The following is a 22,395-nucleotide window of genomic DNA, read 5'->3' on the forward strand; positions in this document are numbered from 1 at the left end:
CTTGCCTGCTCACACTTGCTTCCATCAGAAAAAACCGCCGTCTTGCATGTGGCGTGATCCGAAGAGGGGTGCAAGGCATGTGCCAGCGCCCGGCGATGCGGATTTCTCGCCTGCCGGGCACTCTGACGGCTATAATCGCCGGCTGATTTCAGCCGCCTGTGAGCCCGCCCGCCCATGTACAACCTGGCCCGCCAGTTACTCTTCAAACTTTCTCCGGAAACCTCTCATGACCTGTCGCTGGACCTGATCGGTGCGGGTGGCCGGTTGGGCCTGAACGGCTTACTGTGCAGGGCGCCTGCGCAGGCACCGGTGACGGTCATGGGCCTGAGCTTTGCCAACCCGGTCGGGCTGGCCGCCGGCCTTGACAAGAACGGCGCAGCCATCGACGGTTTTGCCCAGCTGGGTTTCGGCTTTGTCGAGATCGGCACCATCACCCCGCGTGCCCAGCCCGGCAATCCCAAGCCGCGTCTGTTCCGTCTGCCCGAGGCTGAAGGCATTATCAACCGCATGGGCTTCAATAACCTGGGCGTCGATCACCTGATCAGCCGGGTCAAGGCCGCAAAATACCGTGGTGTGCTGGGTATCAATATCGGCAAGAACTTCGACACCCCGGTCGAGCGCGCGGTGGACGACTACCTGATCTGCCTCGACAAGGTCTACGACCATGCCAGCTATGTGACCGTCAATGTCAGTTCGCCCAACACCCCGGGCCTGCGCAGCCTGCAATTCGGCGATTCGCTCAAGCAGTTGCTCGAAGCCCTGCAGCTGCGTCAGCAAGCGCTGACCCAGCAATACGGCAAGCGCGTGCCACTGGCGATCAAGATCGCGCCGGACATGAGCGATGAAGAAACCGCGCTGGTCGCTGCGGCCTTGCTCGAAACCGGGATGGACGCGGTCATTGCCACCAACACCACCCTGAGCCGCGAAGGCGTCGAAGGTTTGGCGCATGCCGCTGAAGCCGGTGGCCTGTCAGGTGCACCGGTGCGCGACAAGAGCACCCATACGGTACGGATTCTGGCGGGAGAACTGGGCGGGCGTCTGCCGATCATCGCCGCTGGCGGTATCACCGAAGGCCGCCATGCGGCCGAGAAGATTCAGGCCGGTGCCAGCCTGGTGCAGATCTACTCTGGCTTTATCTACAAGGGACCTGCGTTGATTCGCGAGTCGGTGGATGCGATTGCCGCGTTGTCGCGCCACTGAGCCGGTAACCATGGACATAAAAAGGGGCTTCATGAAGAAGCCCCTGAGCCTGTGGCCCGCCGCCTGATGAGGCAGTAACGATGTTGATCGAGAAGTCAGACAAATTTTCAGATTGACTGGTCGGAATTACCTCATCCGACTGCGTGAAGTTCGTTGAGTCTGTGAATGCCCGCGGTGCCGGTCATACCGTCCCAGTTGTCGCCTCGTCCTTCGCGCCAGCCATTGATCCATGCCTGACGTACTGACGGTAGAGTAAATGGGCAAAGCTCACGGGATTTACCATTAACGCCGTATTGATATCCGCGTAAAAATGCTCTTTCCAACGGATCACGCTTAAGTCTTCTCATAGGGTGTTGCCCTCGTCTGTTGACTATGTAATGTCCATGAACCTCATGTCGAGGTTAGGCAGAAATCTTCTGCCTTGTCTGCCCGCTGCCGGCGTCACGGGCGTGGTGCCGACACCGTTGCGGTGACAGCCTGAGGAGATTTCTAACCAATGCGTTAACAGCTGTGAATGATCGATTTGTCATAAGCACGTCACATTTAGGACTGATGAGCGATAAGAACACCTGTGTTTCACCGGCGAAACAGTCAATAATCCTGCCCCCGCAAGGAGTTGCGTCGATCAACGGTAAACCGGGCCGGGCGACATAATGGCTGAATGCTTTTAGTTATTATTCGACGAAGGGTAAGAATGTGACTTTATATGTCCTCAAAACTCGGGCTCACTGGCACGGGGCGATATTTCCCCTTTTGCATAACTGTCGTTGAAGCCTACAACGCTTCACACGGTGGACCGGCACACGTTATGTGCCACGCAGGCGTTTGCTGAAAAGCGCCTGTATTGAATCTGGTCGGGCAATGCGTTGCCCGCCGCTGACGGCTCAGGCCCTGGAATACACATGTCGGATCGCTACGAACTTTACCTCACCTGTCCCAAGGGCCTTGAGGGCCTGCTGGCCGAAGAAGCCTGCGGGTTGGGCCTTGAAGAAACCCGGGAACACACCAGTGCCATTCGCGGCACTGCCGACATGGAGACCGCCTACCGGCTCTGCCTGTGGTCGCGCCTGGCCAACCGCGTGCTGCTGGTGCTCAAGCGTTTCCCGATGAGCAATGCCGATGATCTGTACGAGCAGGTGCTGCACGTCGACTGGCAGGATCATCTGGAGGCTGACGGCAGCATCGCCGTGGAGTTCAGCGGGCATGGCTCGGGCATCGACAATACCCACTTCGGCGCCTTGAAGGTCAAGGATGCGATCGTCGACAAGCTGCGTACCCGCGATGGCTTGCGCCCTTCGGTGGACAAGATCAACCCGGACCTGCGGGTGCACCTGCGCCTGGACCGTGGCCAGGCGATCCTCTCGCTGGACTTGTCCGGGCACAGCCTGCACCAGCGCGGCTACCGACTGCAGCAAGGCGCGGCACCGCTCAAGGAAAACCTCGCCGCGGCCGTGTTGATCCGGGCCGGCTGGCCGCGCATTGCCGCCGAAGGCGGGGCGCTGGCTGACCCGATGTGTGGGGTGGGCACCTTCCTGGTCGAAGCGGGCATGATCGCTGCCGACATCGCGCCCAACCTCAAGCGCGAGCGCTGGGGCTTTTCGGCCTGGCTTGGCCATGTACCGGCGCTGTGGCGCAAGCTGCACGACGAGGCACTGGCGCGTGCCGAAGCCGGGTTGGCCCGGCCAGCGTCGTGGATTCGTGGCTACGAGGCTGACCCGCGGCTGATCCAGCCGGCGCGCAACAACATCGAACGTGCCGGTTTGAGCGACTGGATCAAGGTCTATCAGGGGGAAGTCGGCACGTTCGAGCCGCGCACCGACCAGAACCAGAAAGGCCTGGTGATTTGCAACCCGCCCTACGGTGAGCGGCTGGGTGACGAAGCCAGCCTGCTGTATCTCTACCAGAATCTGGGCGAGCGTCTGCGCCAGGCATGTATGGGCTGGGAGGCGGCAGTGTTCACCGGCGCGCCGGACCTGGGCAAGCGCATGGGGATCCGCAGCCACAAGCAATATGCGTTCTGGAATGGCGCCTTGCCGTGCAAGCTGCTGCTGCTCAAGGTGCAGCCCGATCAGTTCGTTACCGGCGAGCGGCGCAGCCCCGAGCAGCGCCAGGCCGACGTCGAGCGCCCGCCAACCCGCGACGAAAGCAAGTCGGCCGCGGTCGAGCAGGCACGCCTGAGCGAGGGCGGGCAGATGTTCGCCAACCGTCTGCAGAAAAACCTCAAGCAACTGGGCAAGTGGGCACGCCGTGAGGCGGTCGAGTGCTATCGGGTGTATGACGCGGATATGCCTGAGTATGCCTTGGCGGTCGATCTGTATCGCGATTGGGTGCATGTTCAAGAGTACGCGGCGCCCAAGTCGATAGACCCTGAAAAGGCGTCGGCGCGCCTGTTTGACGCGCTGGCGGCGATTCCGCAGACCTTGGGTATCGACAAGAGCCGGGTAGTGGTCAAGCGCCGTGAACGCCAGAGCGGCACTCGCCAGTACGAGCGTCAATCGGCTCAGGGCCAGTTCCTGGAAGTCAACGAGGGCGGCGTGAAGCTGTTGGTCAACCTGACCGATTACCTGGATACCGGGTTGTTCCTCGACCATCGGCCGATCCGCCTGCGTATTCAGCGCGAGGCCGAGGGCAAGCGGTTTCTCAACCTGTTCTGCTACACCGCCACGGCCAGTGTGCATGCGGCCAAGGGTGGTGCGCGCAGCACCACCAGCGTCGATCTGTCGCGCACTTATCTGGACTGGGCGCGGCGCAACCTGTCGCTCAACGGTTTTTCCGACAAGAACCGCCTGGAGCAGGGCGATGTGATGAACTGGTTGCGTGAGTGCCGGGAAGAGTACGAGCTGATCTTCATCGACCCGCCGACCTTCTCCAACTCCAAGCGCATGGAAGGGGTGTTCGATGTGCAGCGCGACCAGGCGGAACTGATCGATCTGGCCATGGCCAGGCTGGCGCCGGGTGGGGTGCTGTATTTCTCCAACAACTTCCGCAAGTTTGTGCTCGATGAGCACATTGCCCAGCGCTATAGCGTGCAGGATATTTCGGCGCAGACCATTGATCCTGACTTCGCCCGCAATGACCGGATCCACCGCGCCTGGAAAATCACTCCACGCCAGGCATGACCAATCAGCCAGTGCCGCTATGCTCACGGCTGAAGCAATACAGGAGCAGGATGCTCTGGCCATCCCCGGCAACCGGTTCGGGGATGGCTCGATTTGTCCAAGTTATGTCTTTCATGGGCTAGGCAAATTAATGGCGAATAGCTATAAGGGAAGCACGGCCAGCTTGACGTCAAAGCCTTGTTGGCGTCACGAGTCGTGAGTATGGCTGCAAAACAATCCAGACCCAGAATCCTCGGTTTCATCAGCGAACAGGCATCGGCATGGCTGGTAGCGAGCCTGGTACTGATGGCCGGGCTGGCCCTCACCGCATTACTGGCACTGAGCAACTATGAGTTATATCAGCGCCAGTTGCGTCAGCGCTTCGACCTGTTGGCCAGCGAGCGCTTTGTACGTATTCAGGAACGTCTCGACAGCCAGATCAGCCGGCTCGACAGCTTGCGGCGATTCTTTCTGTATTCCGAGGACGTCTCGCGTCACGAATACAATGGTTTCAGCTCGGCTCTGCTCGATGGCACTCGTGCCTATTCCTGGAGCCCGCGGGTTACCAATGCAGAGAGAGCCGACTTCGAAGCCAAAATGCGCCTTGAGGAGGAACTTGCCGACTTCGCCATCCGCGAAAAAGGCCCTGATGGACAACTGCAAGTGGCCGGGCAACGCGAAGAGTACTTTCCGGTGCTGTTCACTCAGTCAATGAGTTCGCTGTCGCTGCCGTACGGCTTTGACATCAATTCCGAAACCCTGCGCCACCAGACCCTGGAGCGTGCGCGGATGCTTGGCTCGATTGCCGCGACACCGCGCATCGAACTGGTGGGGCTGGAACAGGATTACGCCTACGGCGTGCTGCTGGTTGCACCGGTTTTTGCCACGCACAATCGTGATGCGGGCAGTGCTGCGTTGCGTGGCTACGTGATGGCGGTCATCAGCGTCGGCGAGTTGATGAACGAAGGCCTGCCGACCCAGGACAATCTGGCGGTGACGATGCTGGACCTCAGTTCGCCCGCCGAGCCCGAGTTGCTGTACCAGTCCCAGGTGCAGCCGGCCCAGGCCGATTTGCGGGTCAGTACCCTGCTCAGTCTGGGCGATCGCGACTACCTGCTTGAGGTGCGGCCAACCGAGTCATTTCTGCAAAACAACCAATCCATGGCCGGCAGTGTCGCGGTGTTGGGCGGGCTGTTGAGCCTGATGCTCAGCGCCTTGCTGTTCAGCCTGATCGGCCAGCGCCAGCGGGCGCTGCTGCTGGTCGACCAGCGCACTGCCCAGTTGCGTCTGCGTGAACAACAGCTGCGCATTACCCACGGTCAGTTGCGCAACGTGCTCGATGCCTCGACGGAGGTCGCGATCATTGCCACCGATCTCAATGGGCTGATCAGCACCTTCAACGTTGGCGCGCAGAAAATGCTCGATTACCACGAGGCGCAGGTGTTGGGCAGGGTCAATATCAGCGACCTGCATGACCCGGCCGAATTGCACGCCCACGCGGCCCGGCTCAGTGAGCGTTACCGGCGCGAGGTCATGCCCGAGCAGGCCATGCTGCTGGAGGCCGCCGAGCCCGATAGCCATCCGGCCCGCGAGTGGACATTCCGGCGCAGCGACGGCAGCACACTGACGGTCAATATGCTGGTGACGGCGGTGCGCGACGACCAGGATCAATGGATCGGTTACCTGGCGGTGTGTATTGATGTTACCGAGCGCAAGCAGATTCACGAGGCCCTGGCGGCCCGTGATCGCCTGCTTGAGCGCCTTGGCTCCCAGGTGCCGGGCGGTATTTACCAGTTCCAGCGCTCGGCCGATGGCAGTCCGCAGTTCAATTACATCAGCGTGGGGATGTGCCGCCTGTATGAGCTGACCGAGGCGCAAATTGTCGCCGATGCGTCGCTGGTGTTCGAGCGTACCTACGTGGAAGACAAACCGCGGGTCATGCGTGTGATGGCCGCCAGTACCGAACAGTGCAAGCCATGGCGCGACGAGTTTCGCCTGAACCTGCCCGAACGCGGAATCCGCTGGATACGCGGCGAGGCGACCCCGGAGCGGCTGCCTGACGGCGGGATTCTCTGGCATGGTTTTTTAAGCGATATCACTGACATGAAGCGCGTCGAAGATGAATTGCGCGCCTTGTCGATCACCGACGTGCTCACCGGTGCCTACAACCGGCGTTACTTCCAGGAGCGCCTGCAGGCTGAACTGCGCCGCACTGCACGTCATGGCGGCCAGCTATCGGTGATCATGATGGATATCGACCACTTCAAGCGCATCAACGACCAGTATGGCCACGCGGTGGGTGATGCGGTGTTGCAGGCGATCTGCCGCAGCATCAGCCAGCGTGTGCGTGCCGAGGATGTGTTCTGTCGGTTGGGCGGTGAAGAATTCATTATTCTTTGCCCGTCCACCCATCCAGAAGAAGCCGGCCAGTTGGCGACTCAACTATGGCAAAGCATGCGCAGTCAGCCGCTTGACACCGTTGGCCAGGTGACGGCCAGTTTCGGCATCGCCAGCTGGCGTCGGGGCGAGGGTGCCGACGCCTTGCTGCTGCGCGCCGACTCGGGGGTCTACGCGGCCAAGCAGGCTGGCCGCGACCGGGTGCAGCCCGAGCAGCCCTGAAACCTCAGGGCTGCTGGATCGACACGGTGGTGGCGTTCAGCTTGGGCTGGCGGTACAGATCGACCAGCACCTCGTCGAGCACCGATGAGGCGCCGAACGGGCGCGGGTCGTTGAGGATCGCCACCACCGCCCAGGTGTTGCCGTTGCTGTCGCGGCTGTAGCCGGCAATCGCTCGAACGGTGTTCAGGGTGCCGGTCTTGATATGCGCCTCACCCAGCAGCGGTGTGCGTTTGAGGCGTTTGCGCATGGTCCCGTCCATCCCGGCCAGCGGCATCGAGCTGGTGAACTCGGCGGCATACGGGCTGCGCCAGGCGGCTTGCAGCAGGACGGCCATTTCACGGGCACTGACCCGCTCGGCCCGCGACAGGCCAGAGCCATTTTCCATGACCAGATGCGGTGCGGTGATGCCCTTTTTGGCCAGCCACTGGCGAATCACCCGTTGCGCGGCCTTGGCGTCATCGCCATCGGCGCTGGTGCGGAACTCCTGGCCGAGGCTCAGGAACAACTGCTGGGCCATGGTGTTGTTGCTGTATTTGTTGATGTCGCGGATCACTTCCACCAGATCCGGCGAAAAAGCCCGGGCCAGCAACTTGGCACCCGATGGCACGTTACCGACCTTGTCAGCGCCCTGGATGCTGCCGCCCAGCTCTTGCCAGATCGCGCGCACGGCCCCGGCCGCGTAGGCCTGATGATCAAGCAGCGACAGATAAGTCTGAGAGTTGCAGCCTTTGGCCAACTGGCCGGTCACCTGTACCAGCAGGCTACCGTCGGCCTGCGGCACCGGGTTGTAACGGACATCGTCGCCGCACTGCTTGGCGGCGATGTTCTTGACCTGATTGTCGATCCGGATCGTGGCAATCGGCGGCTCTACCGCCACCAGAATGCGCCCGTCGTCGTTGCGGGTCACGAAGCGCAGGGCCTTGAGGTTGACCAGTAGCGAGTCAGGGCGGACCAGAAACGGCTTGCTGTGGTCGCCGCCGTCATCATCGAAGACGGGCAGTTGTGGCTGGACAAAATGACTGCGGTCCAGGATCAGGTCGCCGGTGACCTGCTGTACGCCATTGGCGCGCAGGTCGCGCATCAGCAGCCAGAGCTTTTCCATGTTCAGCTTGGGGTCGCCACCGCCTTTGAGGTACAGATTGCCGCGCAGGACCCCGTTGCTCAGGGTGCCGTCGGTGAAGAATTCGGTTTTCCATTGGTGGGTGGGGCCAAGGATTTCCAGGGCGGCGAAGGTGGTGACCAGCTTCATGGTCGAGGCCGGGTTGACCGACACATCGGCATTGAACACGGTGGGCGTGCCGGGGCCGGTGAGCGGTATGGTCACCAGCGACAGTGCGTCGTCGGTCAGCTTGCTGGCTTTCAGCGCCTGCTGGACCTTGGGCGGGAGGGTGGTGTTGATCGGTGCTGCATGGACCTGGAAAGCGAGCGGCAGAAGAACGCTGGCCAGTAACAAGGGGCGCAAGGATCTGATCATCAATAAAACCCTGATGCAAAGATGAAAAGCCAGATAAGGGTGAAAAAGCCCTCGCTGAACAATAAAGGCGCAGAGGTGGTGAGCATGCGCGGCAACAAGCTTGCATTATGCCCCAAGCGCACCGGGCTTCGGGCGCTGCGCCGGGAATTTTCATCTGCACAGGCCGATTCCAGAGCCTGCCGCTGTTCGCCGGGCTGTCGATTGGGCACAAAAAAGCCATCCGCAAGGGATGGCTTGTTGATCAGCGCTCGGCAACCCTGAAGGATCAGGCCGCCGGGTTGATCGGCTTGTCCGGATACCAGGCATCCAGCAGCGGGCTGACTTCGACCTTGGTTGGCTCCGGGCGAGCCTTGAGCCAGGCTTCGACGGCTGCGCGCTGTTGTTCGTTGACCGAGCCGCGGTTGGCCAGGCAAACCAGGCCGTAGTCGTCACCGCCGACATAGTCCAGGCCATTGGCGTCCATGGCTTCGGTCAGGAAGGCGTCGAGGAAGGCGTCGATTGCTTCTTCGGACAGGTCTTCCTTGAATTCCAGGTTGAGTTCAAAACCCAGTTCCTGGAACTCATCCACACAGAGCTTCTTGCGCAGACGACGGGAGCGGTTAGTAGCCATGAAGCAATCCTCTTGAGTATTTTCGCCGCGCAGTCTAACAGCTAAGCCATGACAACGCTTGGTTGTCTTTAGAGGCCCCTTTCAGGCCCTTAGGGTGTATCCGTTCAGGCCGGGGTATCGCTCAGCTTTTGCGCAACTGCTCCTGCAGCTGTTTTTCCAGCGTCTGCATGACGGCATCAAGATGCTGCTGGCAGGCTCTGACTTGGCCTGTTGCCGCGACCGGGGTGCAGGCCCGCTCCAGAGCTTCGCAGGCTTCGACCAAGGGGGTCGCACAGATGATCCGCGCTGCGCCCTTGATCCGGTGGGCCATGGCCTGGAGGTCCGGGCGCTGGTGATGCGGGTCGAGGCCGATCAGCGCCTGACGGTCCTGCTGGTTGCTGTCGAGCAACTGGCGCAGCAGTCGCCGGGTCATCTCGTTGCGTCCTGCGGTCAGCTTTTCGAGGCTGCCCGGGTCGAACAGCAGCGCTCTGGCACCGTGCTCTGGTGCCGCTGCAAGGCTTGCCAGTCGCTCACCCAGCACGCCCAGGCCGATCGGTTTGAACAGGCAGTCATCCATGCCGGCGTCCCGGCAGCGCTGGATTTCTTCCGGTTGAGCGTTGGCGGTGAAGCCCCAGATGATGCACGGCAAGCGTTGCTCAAGCAGCTCCTGATCGCGGATCGCAGCAGTCAGTTCATAGCCATTCATCACTGGCATGTTGCAGTCGACCATCAGCAGATCGAAATCGGTTTGCTGCCACAGCTGCAGGCCGACCTTGCCATGTTCTGCGCTCTGGCAGCGATGGCCGAGAAACTCCAACTGCTGGGTCAGCACCATCCGGTTGGCCGGATGGTCGTCGACCACCAGAATGTTCAGCGCACGTGTTGGGGGCGAAACGGCAGGCAATATGACGGACGTCTCCTGCGCAGCGGGTTGGTCAGTTGCCAGACGCTCCAGCATCAGTTCGAAGGTCACACAGGTGCCTTGCCCTGGACGGCTTTGCAAGTGCAGCTTGCCGCCCATCATGGTGCACAGCGTGCGGCAAATGACCAGGCCCAGGCCGGCGCCGCTGCGCGGCATTTGTCCGTTGTTGTCAACCTGGGCGAAGGGTTCGAACAGGCGTTGCTGGTCGCTGGCGCTGATGCCGATGCCGCTGTCCTGAACGCTCAGTTTCAGGTCCAGGTGTTCATGGCTCGATTGCTTGCCGGCTTGCAGCGTGACGCGCACCTGGCCGGTCGCGGTGAACTTGATTGCGTTGCTGATCAGGTTGGATAGAACCTGCTTGAAGCGCAACGGGTCAATCAGCACGTCAACGTCGAGCCGGCTGTCGAATTCAAGTTTCAGTGCAAGGTTTTTCTGTTGCGCCAGGCCTTCGAACATGCGCACCACCGCGCCGCTGAGCAGGCGCAGGCGGGCGCGTTCAGGGTTGAGGCTCAATTGCCCGGCCTCGATACGCGCGATATCGAGAATGTCGCCGATCAGTTCCAGCAGGTCATTGGCCGAACTGTAGGCCACCTCGATGGCCGAGCGTTCCAGTTGTCCTTGATCAGCGCGCTTGAGGGCCAGTTCAAGCATGCCGATCACGGCGTTCATCGGGGTGCGGATTTCATGGCTCATGGTCGCCAGAAAGGTGCTTTTCGCCCGGTTGGCGTTATCGGCGCTGTCTTTGGCGGCCTGCAGGTCTTCGAGCAACTGGCGCCGCTCGCTGATATCAATCCAGCCACCGATGATGCCTTGTATCTCACCGAGCGAGTCGTGAAATGGCAGGATCCAGTGATAGATGGTCAGGCGCCGCTGGCCGATGTGCAGAGGCCGGTCGTTGATCAGCGGCGTACCGCTGGCCATCACCTGGCGGTAATCCTCGGCGTACTGCCGTGCCTGGTCCGGATCGCTCAGCACGCCCTCGGTGACGGTGTGGCCGATGACCTGGTCGCGCTGTGTTGCAAAGGTCTGTAGATAGCTGTCGTTGCACAGGCGCAGGCGACCCTCGCGGTCGCGAACGTAGAGCGGATGGGGTGTGCCGTCGAGCATGGCGCCCATAAACTGCAGTTGATCGCTCAACGCGCGTTCGGCGGCTTTGCGCTGGCTGATCTGGCGGCGCATCCAGGCGTTCCATGCCAGCAACGCCAGAAGCGTCACGCCCGCCCCGAGCAGCACGCGGTAGAGCAGCGGTCGGTAGTCATGGTGATTGGCCGCGCTGCTCCAGGTCCGCCAGCGGTCGTGGATGCTGGCCATTTCCTGTGGCGTGATGCTGACCAGCGCCTTGTTGATGATCGCGGCGAGTTCAGGGTTGTTGTTGCGGCTGGCCAGGGTGATCAGGGCCGGGGTTTCACCGGCGGTGGCCGTGATGTGCAGGTGATTTTCGAATTCGGGTGCCGATAGCAGGTAATTGGCGCTGAGCAGCGGCATGACTACCCCTTCGACCTGGCCGCGCATCAGCAGTGTCAGGGCCTGGTGTGCGCTGTCGAAGGGCGTCTGTTCAATCAGCGGATGGTGCTGGGCGAGCCAGGCTTGCAGGGTGTCGGAGCCGGCGACGGCGAGGCGTTTGCCGCTCAGTTGCTGCAACAGGGTCGGCTGATTCTCACCCAGCCGGGTGACCAGTACAAAAGCGTTGTCCAGGTACGGGCGGCTGTAAGTCAGTTGTTCGCCCAGCGCTCGGTCCGGCAGCAGAGCACCGATCAGGTCAGCTTCATCACGGGCCAGTTGCTGGGCCATGTCTTGCGCGCTGCTGGCCGGGCGAATGTCGAACTGCAGACCAGTGCGCAGGCGCAGCAGGTCCAGCACATCGGCGCTGACGCCACGCAGGTTGCCGGTGTTGTCCAAGAAGCTCAGCGGCGCATTGGCAGGGTCCACAACGACGCGCAGTCTTGGGTGTTGGCTGATCCAGGCGTGTTCGGCTGCGCTCAGTTGCAGGCTCTGGTCTGACGGCGACAGGTCGTCTGCGGCGTGCCAGCGGCGCGCGATGTCGTTGCGTGTTTCGCTTGGGATGGCCCGCAGTGTGCGGTTGAGAATCTCCAGCAGGTCGGGGTTGTCGTGGCGCACGGCAAAACCAAAGCCACTGGCTTCGTGTTTGCCGAAGCGCGCCATGCGGATGTTATTGAGATAACCGTGGTTGATCACGTAGCGGGTAGAGATGGTGTCGCCGAGGAACACATCGGCCTGACCGAACGCCACGGCGTTGATGGCGCTGCGAAACGACGGGTAGGTCTGCAGTATTGCGCCCGGGTACTGGATCTGGACCTCGTCGGGTGGCAGATAGTGGTAGACCATGCTCAGGCGCAGGCCCGCAAGGCCGGCGCTCAGTGGCCGGGTATCGTCGCTGTGGGTGACCAGCACCGGCTGATCCGTTGCGTAGGGCTGCGACAGGCTGATGCCGCTGTCAATGGCCTCGAAGCGATTGGCGCTGCCCAGCAGGTCGATACGTCCCTGTTTAAGTGCGTCGATGGCTGCGCTGCGGCTTTCGAAGCGCAGGGTCCGGACCGGCACGTTGAGCGCCTGGGAGATGACGCTGGCGTAGTCGGCGCTGATCCCTTCGTAGTCACGGCCTGAAACGCTGATGTCGAACGGCGGGTAATCGGGGGCCGAGGTACCAAGGACCAGCTCGTGGCGCTGGGCCAGCCAGCGCTGCTGATGGTGGCTCAGTTGCGGTGATATCGCCACCGGCCCGGTGCGACCCAGCAATGTGTATGGTGCGGGGGTGCCGAGCGCCGATGTGGCCACCAGTATCAGTAACAGGCAGATGGCTGGCTTGCCAGGTTCAAGGCATCTTGATATCAGCATATTCATACCAACGAATTGCGTTTTGCCATGTCGATAAGTTCTACCAGGGTTCGGGTTCTGAGCTTCTGCATGAGACGGGTTTTATAGGTGCTGACCGTCTTGTTGCTGAGAAACATGCCTTTGGCGATTTCCTTGTTGGAGCGTCCCTGAGCAAATAACTGAAGTACCATCAATTCGCGATCATTGACCAGTTTGAACAGTTCGATTTCGCTGGGCTTGCCATCTTCTCCGGGGGGCGCACTAAGTGCCTGGCTGGGGAAGTAATTGTAGCCGGATAATACCGCCTTGACCGAACTGAGCAGTTCGCTGAGGTCTTCCTGTTTGCACACATAACCGGCCGCGCCCGACTGCATGCAGCGGATGGCGAACAGGCTGGGGGTCTGGGAGGTCAGGACCAGAATTTTCGAAGGCAGGCCCATGGCGTTGAAGCGCGCCAGCACTTCCAGGCCATCAAGCTTGGGAATGCTGATGTCGAGAATGATCAGGTCAGGCATGCACTCGCGGACCATCTGCATGGCGTCTACGCCGTTATCGGTCTCGCCGACCACTTCATAGTTTTCGTTTTCCAGCAGCATACGAACGGCCAGGCGAATGACCGGATGATCGTCGATGATAAATACTGAGTTCATAATTAAATCCATACAGGCAGCGAAGAAAGCGCGCACATTAGCTCAGATGTTTAGCGAGTCACATGAATGAATCCGGTCTGTTGATATATATAGGAAGGTTCCTACAGCAATTAAAGTATCGGCGTACGAAATGAACCCGATGTTCAGTGAATTGTTTAATGAAGCTTCAGCGTCAGGGCGCTAAAAGATGGCTAGATAAAATCATTGTTGAATGCATTAAACAGCGCCTGACAGTGAGGTGGTGTTAAGTGCCATTAGTCGTAATAAGGTTAGTGGCCGGCGAGGCTGTACCGCGCGGGTTGCTCAAGGTGCATCGAGCAAGCGGGCCAGATCGGCAGCGCGCAGCGGTTTGCTCAGGCAGCCCAGCAGCGGTAGCGCGCGGCGTCGGGCGGTGTGTTCGAGCTGCAGCAGGCCCTCTTCGGTCAGACCGCTGAAGATGATCGCCTGGCGTACCAGCCCTTTACGCCAGGCCTGGCCGACCAGCTCTAGCCCTGGCAGGTCGGGCAGGCGCTGATCGCAGAGCAGCAGGTCGTAAGGCGTGTGGCTGCGCTCAAGCGCGGCGAAGGCTTCGGCGGCGTTAAGGGCCGGCGTGAGCAGAAAATAGCCCTGATTGTTGAGCAACGCTTGGGTGGCGATCAACTGGAACGGATGATCTTCCACCAGCAGGATCCGCAGGTTGTGTCTGGGCATTGGTTTTCCGGGGCATTCTGGTACCGGCTGCCCAATGTTCAGGCCAGCTGTGCGGCAGGTGGGAACAGGGCATCTCAAAAAACTACCAACTGGCTGGACGCCTGCGGCGCTACGCGCGCCATCGCTGCGTTGAAAACCGGCTCAAAATGCTCATTTACAAGCCGTAAAGTCGAACGCGACTCCGACCGTTTTTCACCGGTTTTCGCCTTGCGCTGGCTGCTTCGCCTACGTTTTTAGAGGTGCCCAACAGTATTGAATGCCGGGATTATTCAGAAAACTTTGCTTACAGGGCGATAGGAGAATTCTGGTGGGTTTGTAGGAAACGTCTGAAGATGCAAAGCGGGCCGGGGTGATGCTGGATCCCCGGCCTGTTCCGCTCAGCGATGATGCCCCGCGCCGCCGGTCATTTCCTGAGCCATTTCGCTGGCATAGCTGTCGGTCATGCCGGCAATGAAGTCGATCATGCGCAGAAACGCACTGTGCAGTGGGGCATCGGCTGCCGGCGCGCTGCTACCCAGCAGGTCGAGAATGCGCCGATGCTTGAACGACGGGGTGCGCCCGCCGAATTGCTCCACCGCAGCGCCACAGAAGGCATTGAGCAGCACTTCCAGGGTGGTGTAGGCGCCGATCTCGAGCAGGGTCTTGCGCTTGTCCTGGAAGATCTTCTTGCGTGCCATGTCCTTGGCATTGAGGACACAGCGTTTGGCCGGACCGTGCATATGCTCGACCAGATCGCCTTCCAGCTGGCCGTCAAGCAGCGCCTGTTGCTGTTCGACAAAGGCCTGGGCCGCCGCATTGGTCAGGTGCTCGATGGCCTTGCCACGCAGAATCGCCAGCTTGCGCCGCCGGGAGTCGTCGGCACCCAGTTGCCGATAGGTGTCGGGCAGGTCGTCACCGACCAGATCCAGCAGCAGGGCTTCGACTTCGCTGTATTGCAGCAGGTCCATCTCCAGCCCGTCTTCCAGATCGATCAGGGCGTAGCAGATGTCGTCGGCCGCTTCCATCAGATAGACCAGCGGATGGCGCGCCCAGCGTTGATCTTCGACTTGCGGGATGCCCAGCTTGTTGGCGATCTGCTCAAGCACTGGCAGCTCGCTCTGGTAGCAACCGAACTTGTGTTTTTTATAGCCTAGCGAGTCGGCGTGGCGCGCGGTCCACGGGTATTTGAGGTAGGTGCCCAGGGTCGCGTAGGTCAGGCGCATCCCGCCATCGAACTGGTGATATTCCAGTTGGGTGAGCACCCGCAGGCCCTGGGCATTGCCTTCGAAGTTGAGAAAGTCCAGCCGCTCGGTGTCACTCATGCCATCGAGCCAGCCGCGCCCGGCCGCCTGTTTGAACCAGTTGCGAATGGCGTCTTCGCCGGAGTGGCCAAAGGGCGGGTTGCCGATGTCATGGGCCAGGCACGCCGACTGCACGATCATCCCCAGATCACTGGGTTCGCACCAGTCCGGCAGGCTGGCGCGCAGGGTTTCGCCCACCCGCATGCCGAGCGAGCGGCCCACACAGCTGACTTCCAGCGAGTGGGTCAGACGGGTATGGATATGGTCGTTGCTCGACATCGGATGCACCTGGGTCTTGCGCCCCAGACGCCGGAACGCGCCGGAAAAGATGATCCGGTCATGGTCCTTGTGAAACGGACTGCGCCCTAGTTCTTCGGGGCTGTGCAGCGGTTTGCCGAGTCGTTCGCGGTTAAGCAGGGTCTGCCAGTCCAAGGCCATTGCTCCGTCTGTTCACAAACCCCTAGCTTCCCGGTTCAAGGCGCAGGCTGCAAGGGGCAGGGCGCTCATAACCCGGCGGCATCGATGTCGATCAACAGCAAGCGCTGGCCGGCGTCGAAGAACTGCCCGGCGGTCAGGCAGTACTGGTTGCTGGTCGCGTCGCGATAGGTGGTAGAGAGAATCAGCCGGCGTTCTTCCCAACCCTCGGCCAGCAGGTGGTAGAAGTAGGGCCGCCACGACCAGTTATGCCCCACGTAGCGGCTATCGGCCTGCCAGGTGCCGTTGCGCCACTCCAGATTCGGGGTGAGCTGGGTGCCATGCCGGTCGCACTGATAAAAGCGCAGCAACCAAGGGTATTCTTCGGGGCAGGCCAGCTCGTTGAGTTCGCTGCCCGGCAGTTCGTTTAGCGTCCAGCGTTGCAGTGCGCTCATCAGTGCGGCCAGCTTGCGCCGCAGCACCATCAGTCTGGCGCGCTCGGCCACTTTAGCCAGCACGTAACGGTCGCGCAGCACGGCAAAGGCGTTGACGAAACTGTCGGCAGCGAAGAAATCCGGTTCGGCGCGGGCGAACAGAAAGCCCTGCACATAGCGTGCACCGCACTCCAGGGCAAAATGCAGCTCGGCCTCGGTCTCGACGCCTTCGGCAATGATCCAGCAGCCGGTCTTTTCAGCCATCTGCGCCAGCGCACGTACTACATCGCTGCTCGGACCACCGCGGGCCGCCGCCTGAAACAGGCGCATGTCGAGTTTGAGAATGTCCGGCTGCAAGGCCAGAACCCGATCCAACTGCGAATAGCCGGCACCAAAGTCGTCGATGGCGATCCGTGCCCCGGCTTCGCGGTAGCGCCTGACGACCTCGCTCAGGCGCTGGATATCACCGCCCAGTTCGGTGATTTCAAACACGATCCGTTGCGCCGCCACGCCATGGCGCTGCAACTGCTCAAGGCTTGGCAGCGGCGCGCCGGGTGTCAGGCTGCTGATCCAGCGCGGCGACATGTTCAGGCTCAGAAACCAGTCCTGCGGCGCCAGATGCAAGCGGCTCAGCGCATCATCACGAATCAGTCGGTCCAGTTGGCGCAGGCTGTCGGCCGATTGGGCGGGGTCATTGAACAGTGGCCCTACCGAATGCAGTTGGCCCTGCTCATCGCGCAGCCGGCCCAGTGCTTCGATACCGGCGATTCGCCCCGTAGCGGTGTCGATGAAGGGCTGGAAGCAGGCAATGGGTTGCCCCGTGATCACATGACACTCCTTGCGCACATAATAAAAAACCGCGCGGTGCAGATGCTGCGCAGCGCGGTCAATGTGATCGTGTGTTGCAAGACAGAGGCCAAACAGCCATCAGGGCTTGCGGGTACGGCTCTGGATCGCCAGTTTGATCAATGGCATCAGGGTTACCCCTAGACGTATCAGCCGAGCCAGGCCGCCGCCCCCTTGCCGGGGTGGCTTATTGGCGCCGCGACCGCCGAGAAACCCCAGCAGCGCGACGGCGCCCACGCCCCATAACGGCGCATGGCGAATCCCCAACGAGCCCGGCAACCCTTGAGCCATGCCGCGCACCCGGCGCAGCGGTTGCATGACCTGGGTCGACTCGTGGCGGATTTCCTGACGATGCATTTCCATGCGCAGGCGTACCAGTGCCTTGCGCAGTTCCCGGCGGGTATTGCCTTGATGAGACTTCGGTTCACTCATGGCAGCAATCGCTCACGGTCGTTGGCCAGCTCTTCGAGGGTTGCGCTGAACGGCGAGGACTCGTCGAAGATCGCCGCACGCAGGCGCAAGCCACAGAACACGGCGGCCAGGAAATAAAACACGCACAGGCCGATGATGCCGACCAGGCGATAACTGTCCCATAGCACGATCAACAGCAGCGCCGAGAGACCGGTGAGCAGCAGGAGGCCGAATACCAGGGCAAGACCGGCAAACAGCAGCAGGCTCACCGTGCGGGCTTTCTGCTCTTGCAGCTCGATGCCGAACAGCTCGACATGACTGTGCAGCAAGCCTAGAAACGCGGCGCCCAGGCGCCGTGGCGCAGACCCCGGTTGCTCGGCCTGGGCGGCGGATTCGTTTTGCCCGTGCATGGCCTTAACGCCTGGAGGCCAGCAGGCCGATCAGAAAACCGACCCCGGCGGCGATGCCCACCGACTGCCAGGGATTGTTTTGCACATAATCTTCGGTCGCCTGCACCGCCGCTTCACCGCGCTGACGCAGCGAGTCCTCCGTCAGTTGCAGGGTTTCACGGGCGCGCTCAAGGCTGTCCTTAATCTGATCACGCAATTGGTCGGCCTGTTCACCGGCCAGCGAGGCGGTGTGGTCAAGGAGTTTTTCGGTGTCGGCAACCAGGGTCTGGAAGTCGGCCAGCAGGATTTCCTGGGCGGTCTGGGCAGTACGGCGGGCCATGGTGTTCTCCGTGAAATGGCGTGTCTGGGTTCAGAGTATGGCGTGTTGCAGAAGGTTCATTTGAATTGAATCAGTGTGTTTTTCATAGCGGCTGGTACAGCTTTTGCTTCGTCATGGTGCGTCAACGCCGCTGGCTGCGCCAGATAGGCGCGCCTGCCGGGCGCAAACCTTACGCCAAACTTTAATAACCGGGAAACATCCTGAGCTTTTTTCGTTTCGTGCTCGTTATCAGAGCACGGCCTATGGATCGGGGAGTCCGTGCGCTGCTCCAGTTCGGTGCGCGCGGATGCAGAACGTCTCGCTTTGGTGCTTCCAAGAACTTGCAGGTCTGCCTTCGCAATGGAAAATTTGCACAGCGCCGTGGACACTCTGGTCCATAGTTCCAACACCTTGTTTCTGTTGCTCGGGGCCGTCATGGTCCTGGCCATGCATGCCGGGTTCGCCTTTCTTGAAGTCGGTACGGTCCGGCAGAAGAATCAGGTCAATGCCCTGTCGAAAATCCTCAGCGATTTCGCGGTATCGGCGGTGGCGTATTTCTTTATCGGCTACTGGATCTCCTACGGCGTGACCTTCATGCAGCCGGCGGCGGTGATCAATGCCGACCATGGTTACGGGCTGGTCAAATTCTTTTTCCTGCTGACCTTTGCCGCTGCGATACCGGCCATCATTTCCGGCGGCATTGCCGAACGTGCGCGGTTCGTCCCGCAACTGTGCGCCACTGCGTTGATCGTGGCGTTCGTCTATCCGTTCTTCGAAGGCATGATCTGGAACGGCAACTATGGCCTGCAGGCCTGGTTACAAGCCAGCTTCGGTGCCAGCTTCCATGATTTTGCCGGCTCTGTGGTGGTGCACGCCATGGGTGGCTGGCTGGCGCTGGCGGCGGTGTTGCTGCTGGGTTCGCGTAACGGCCGCTATCGCGACGGTCGGCTGGTGGCTTACCCGCCGTCGAGCATTCCGTTTCTGGCCCTGGGTTCGTGGATCCTCATCGTCGGCTGGTTTGGTTTTAACGTGATGAGTGCCCAGACCCTGCCTGCAGTCAGTGGTCTGGTGGCGGTCAATTCATTGATGGCGATGGTCGGCGGCACCCTGGCGGCCTTGATCGTTGGCCGCAATGACCCGGGCTTTTTGCACAACGGCCCGTTGGCCGGGCTGGTGGCGATCTGTGCCGGCTCTGACCTGATGCACCCGGTTGGCGCACTGGTCACCGGCGCGATTGCTGGCGCGATGTTCGTCTGGTGCTTCACCGCCGCCCAGGTGCGCTGGAAGATCGATGATGTGCTGGGTGTCTGGCCGCTGCACGGCATCTGCGGCGTCTGGGGCGGTATCGCTTGCGGAATCTTTGGCCAGCAGGCACTCGGCGGGCTGGGCGGCGTCAGCCTGATCAGCCAGTTGATCGGCAGCCTGCTCGGTGTTGTGGTGGCGCTGGCCGGCGGCTTTGCGGTGTATGGCCTGCTCAAGTTTACTGTTGGCTTACGCCTGAACCAGGAGCAGGAGTACTACGGCGCCGACCTGTCGATCCACAAGATCGGTGCGGTCAGCCAGGACTGAAACCGGCAATAGCTGCCAGCCTTGCTATGCTCTAGCCGCAAGATGAGGAGCGATCCTCGGCGAATCGGGTAGTGCATGAGGTGGGCATGGAGCGGCTGTTTTCCCTGCAAGGGCTCAGGGGCCTGGCAGTACTGGGCGTTGTGCTGTTTCACATGACCTCGGTCGAGGCCAAATACGCCGGTGGTGATCGTCTGCTGCCGGCGTGGCTGGATTTTTTCCAGTTGGGCGTCGACCTGTTTTTCGTGATCAGCGGCTTTGTGATGGTGATCGTCAGCCGCGGACGCTTTCAGGACCGCGTGCAGGCCCAGCGCTTTGTCTTCAACCGCGTGTCGCGCATCTACCCGACCTACTGGCTGTACTACTTCCTGACCCTGGCGGTGTTTCTCGCGCAGCCAGGCATGGTCAATAGCAGCCACGGTGAGTCCAACCTGCTGCTGTCGTTCTTGCTGCTGCCCAGTGACAAGGTGCTGCTGGTCATGGTCGCCTGGTCGCTGGTGTTCGAGCTTTGGTTCTATCTGGTGTTCAGCGCGTTGCTGCCCTTTCGCGAACGCTGGCTGCCCGCCGCACTGGCGGTCTGGGCGCTGATTCTGTTGGTGTTCAACAGCCTGCAGGACTGGCGGGACTACTCGCCGGCGGTACAAATCATGCTGCACCCGCATGCGCTGGAATTCATCGCTGGTGCAGCGCTGGCGCTGTTCTTTTACAGCCCGCACAGTGCGCGGCTGCCGGATCGACTGGTCTGGGCAATGCTGCTGCTGGCCACGCTGGTGGGCATGCCGCTTGTTGGCTATTGGCACCTTTACCAGAGTCATGGCCTGCCACGCATGCTGGCTGTAGCGCTGGTGTTCGGTGCGCTGGTGTTGAGTATGGTGCTGCTGGAGCGCCGTGCTCATTTGCGCTTGAGCACAGCGCTGGTGGCGGTTGGGGATATGTCCTACACCATTTACCTGTCGCACCTGCTGGTGCTCGGGGTGATCGGCCGACTGTGGGCGTGGCTGGGGCCGTGGCCGGGCAGCTATCTCGACAACGTCGGTTTTGCGCTGCTGATGATGGCGGCGGTGCTGTGTTATGGCTGGGTCGGCTATCGGTTGTTTGAAAAGCCGATCCTGGATCGGGCCAATGCGTACTGCAAAAAGCGTTTTGCGAGGCGGGCGCCGGTGGCTTCGGTTTAGCGGCAACTTCACTGATTATGGTGATCGTTCGGCCGCCTTTGGGCGCTTGCTCTGTCGATGTGCCACAGCATTCGTTGGCTTGCCGGGGTGCCGGACCACAGCGAAGACGGCGGCACATTCACAGCAGATGCTCGCCCCGCCAACCTCGACGCGTTCCCGGACCCGGCATAGAATAACGCTGTTCGCCGTATATCTTGCTGCTTGCAGGTACCTGTCATGCCTCCCGAATGTCAATTTTTAAGCACCCTCGGCTGCCACCTGTGCGAACTGGCCGAAGCCGAGCTGATGCCGTTGGTCGAGCACGGCCTGTTGGTCGAACTGCTGGACATTGCCGATGACCCGCAACTGGTCGAGCGCTACGGTCTGCGCATCCCGGTACTGCGCCGGATCGATACCGGCGCCGAACTGGACTGGCCCTTCGACACCGAGCAGATCGCCTTTTTCCTCAGCCGGCCGGCGTCGCGTTGAACATCGACACGCGGATCAAATACCGCCATCTGGTCTGTTTTCTCGAAGTCGCCCGCCAGGGCAGCCTGGCCAAAGCTGCCGATCAGTTGGCGATCAGTCAACCGGCGCTGTCCAAGGCACTCAAGGAGCTGGAAGGGCTGCTCGATGCCACGCTGTTTCTGCGCGGCAAGCATGGCGCCACGCTGACCGAGGCCGGGGTGGCCTTCATGCGTTTTGCCGGGCCCAGCGTCCAGGCGCTGCGCGAAGGAGTCAACAGCCTGCGCTCTGGCGAGCATGAAACCGCGACCGTGCGGCTGGGGGTATTGTCCACCGCTGAAAGCCTGCTGATGCCCGAAGTCATCGCTCGTCTGCATGAGCAGCACCCGGCCTTGATCGTCAGTGTCATGACCGGGCCCAGTGCCTACCTGCTGGCGCAGCTGCGGGTCGGTGAACTGGACCTGGTGGTCGGGCGGATGACCGATAGCCCGCAGATTCATGGCCTCAGTTTCGAGCATCTGTATAACGAGTCCATGACCCTGGTGGCGCGCCCGGCGCATCCATTGCTGGCGGCGCCGCTGCGCCGGGAAAGCCTGCAGCATTATCCGCTGGTGCTGCCTTTGGCCGGCACCACCATTCGCGCCTTTGCCGACAGCCTGTTCGTGCAGTACGGCATCCAGCCGCCGCGCCAGCGTCTGGAAACCCTGTCGTTGACCTTGAGCCGCTGCTACGTGGAGCGCAGCAATGCGATCTGGATCGCGCCGCTGGATGCGGTCTTGCAGGAACTGCGCAACGGCACGCTGGTGGAACTGGACCTGGGCATTCGCGAGCCGGGCGGCTCGGTGGGAATGTGCAGTAATCCGGCCGTGCCGCTGTCACGGGCGGCGCTGTGGTGCGTCGAGCAACTGCGCCAGGTCGGCGGGGCATACCGTGACGGGCTTTACGCCTGATTATCCATAACCAAAAGGTTATGGATTGCCCCAGGTTTTTCAATTTTCGCAACCTTCGAATCGCGTGACACTGCGCCCAGCCTGATGCGC

General features: G+C 61.3%; 18 protein-coding genes. 7 read left to right on the top strand and 11 right to left on the bottom strand.

Features of this window, described 5'->3' with window-relative positions; all coding sequences use genetic code 11:
* The first annotated feature begins 174 nt into the window (after positions 1-174).
* On the top strand, positions 175-1,200 hold the full coding sequence (locus tag NRB16_RS06775) for a quinone-dependent dihydroorotate dehydrogenase (RefSeq protein ID WP_257105776.1): 1,026 nt from the start codon (positions 175-177) through the stop codon (positions 1,198-1,200).
* 131 nt (positions 1,201-1,331) lie between these two features.
* Here the strand turns inward: NRB16_RS06775 and rmf are convergent, their stop codons facing one another.
* Positions 1,332-1,547, bottom strand: coding sequence for a ribosome modulation factor (gene rmf, locus NRB16_RS06780; RefSeq protein ID WP_010448881.1), 216 nt, complete (start codon positions 1,545-1,547; stop codon positions 1,332-1,334).
* 555 nt (positions 1,548-2,102) lie between these two features.
* Here rmf and rlmKL point away from each other — a divergent pair.
* A complete protein-coding gene (gene rlmKL / locus NRB16_RS06785) occupies positions 2,103-4,319 on the top strand; it encodes a bifunctional 23S rRNA (guanine(2069)-N(7))-methyltransferase RlmK/23S rRNA (guanine(2445)-N(2))-methyltransferase RlmL (protein WP_257105777.1) in 2,217 nt (738 codons plus the stop codon).
* Between the two features lie 201 nt (positions 4,320-4,520).
* Positions 4,521-6,917 carry a diguanylate cyclase gene (locus tag NRB16_RS06790; protein WP_257105778.1) on the top strand — a complete coding sequence of 799 codons (2,397 nt, stop codon included), beginning with the start codon at positions 4,521-4,523 and terminating at the stop codon, positions 6,915-6,917.
* A 4-nt stretch (positions 6,918-6,921) separates the two neighbouring features.
* Here NRB16_RS06790 and dacB read toward each other — a convergent pair whose 3' ends face one another.
* The 10 genes from dacB to NRB16_RS06840 all read right to left on the bottom strand — a co-directional run bounded on the left by dacB (position 6,922) and on the right by NRB16_RS06840 (position 18,191).
* A complete protein-coding gene (gene dacB, locus NRB16_RS06795; RefSeq protein WP_257105779.1) occupies positions 6,922-8,391 on the bottom strand; it encodes a D-alanyl-D-alanine carboxypeptidase/D-alanyl-D-alanine-endopeptidase in 1,470 nt (489 codons plus the stop codon).
* Positions 8,392-8,656: 265 nt separating this feature from the next.
* Positions 8,657-9,001, bottom strand: coding sequence for a YggL family protein (locus NRB16_RS06800; RefSeq protein ID WP_253110629.1), 345 nt, complete (start codon positions 8,999-9,001; stop codon positions 8,657-8,659).
* 121 nt (positions 9,002-9,122) lie between these two features.
* Positions 9,123-12,764 (bottom strand): transporter substrate-binding domain-containing protein, encoded by a 3,642-nt coding sequence (locus tag NRB16_RS06805; protein ID WP_257105780.1) that lies wholly within the window; start codon positions 12,762-12,764, stop codon positions 9,123-9,125.
* Positions 12,761-13,387, bottom strand: coding sequence for a response regulator transcription factor (locus NRB16_RS06810; RefSeq protein ID WP_045490239.1), 627 nt, complete (start codon positions 13,385-13,387; stop codon positions 12,761-12,763). Before NRB16_RS06810 ends, NRB16_RS06805 begins: the two co-directional genes overlap by 4 nt.
* 303 nt (positions 13,388-13,690) lie before the next feature.
* On the bottom strand, positions 13,691-14,077 hold the full coding sequence (locus NRB16_RS06815; RefSeq protein WP_253140459.1) for a response regulator: 387 nt from the start codon (positions 14,075-14,077) through the stop codon (positions 13,691-13,693).
* Positions 14,078-14,454: 377 nt separating this feature from the next.
* Complete coding sequence (locus tag NRB16_RS06820; RefSeq protein WP_257105781.1) at positions 14,455-15,789, bottom strand: deoxyguanosinetriphosphate triphosphohydrolase; 1,335 nt, start codon at positions 15,787-15,789, stop codon at positions 14,455-14,457.
* Between the two features lie 71 nt (positions 15,790-15,860).
* Positions 15,861-17,033, bottom strand: coding sequence for an EAL domain-containing protein (locus NRB16_RS06825; protein ID WP_257105782.1), 1,173 nt, complete (start codon positions 17,031-17,033; stop codon positions 15,861-15,863).
* A 99-nt stretch (positions 17,034-17,132) separates the two neighbouring features.
* Entirely contained in the window at positions 17,133-17,483 is a 351-nt protein-coding gene (locus tag NRB16_RS06830) for a hypothetical protein (protein ID WP_257105783.1), read from the bottom strand.
* Positions 17,480-17,872: a phage holin family protein gene (locus tag NRB16_RS06835; protein ID WP_045490247.1), complete on the bottom strand. Its 393-nt coding sequence runs from the start codon at positions 17,870-17,872 to the stop codon at positions 17,480-17,482. Before NRB16_RS06835 ends, NRB16_RS06830 begins: the two co-directional genes overlap by 4 nt.
* A 4-nt stretch (positions 17,873-17,876) precedes the next feature.
* Complete coding sequence (locus NRB16_RS06840; protein ID WP_045490249.1) at positions 17,877-18,191, bottom strand: YqjD family protein; 315 nt, start codon at positions 18,189-18,191, stop codon at positions 17,877-17,879.
* A gap of 339 nt (positions 18,192-18,530) precedes the next feature.
* Between NRB16_RS06840 and NRB16_RS06845 the strand changes: the two genes are divergently transcribed.
* The 4 genes from NRB16_RS06845 (at position 18,531) to pcaQ (ending at position 22,305) form a co-directional block, all read left to right on the top strand.
* On the top strand, positions 18,531-19,739 hold the full coding sequence (locus NRB16_RS06845) for an ammonium transporter (RefSeq protein WP_253110644.1): 1,209 nt from the start codon (positions 18,531-18,533) through the stop codon (positions 19,737-19,739).
* An 86-nt stretch (positions 19,740-19,825) separates the two neighbouring features.
* Entirely contained in the window at positions 19,826-20,911 is a 1,086-nt protein-coding gene (locus NRB16_RS06850; RefSeq protein WP_257105784.1) for an acyltransferase, read from the top strand.
* Between the two features lie 216 nt (positions 20,912-21,127).
* The gene (locus NRB16_RS06855; protein WP_045490256.1) at positions 21,128-21,379 is read left to right on the top strand and encodes a glutaredoxin family protein; all 252 of its coding nucleotides are present in this window, start codon (positions 21,128-21,130) and stop codon (positions 21,377-21,379) included.
* The gene (gene pcaQ, locus NRB16_RS06860; protein WP_257105785.1) at positions 21,376-22,305 is read left to right on the top strand and encodes a pca operon transcription factor PcaQ; all 930 of its coding nucleotides are present in this window, start codon (positions 21,376-21,378) and stop codon (positions 22,303-22,305) included. Before NRB16_RS06855 ends, pcaQ begins: the two co-directional genes overlap by 4 nt.
* Positions 22,306-22,395: the final 90 nt, after the last annotated feature.

It is taken from the genome of Pseudomonas sp. LJDD11, assembly GCF_024584215.1.
In the GTDB taxonomy this organism is placed as follows: domain Bacteria; phylum Pseudomonadota; class Gammaproteobacteria; order Pseudomonadales; family Pseudomonadaceae; genus Aquipseudomonas.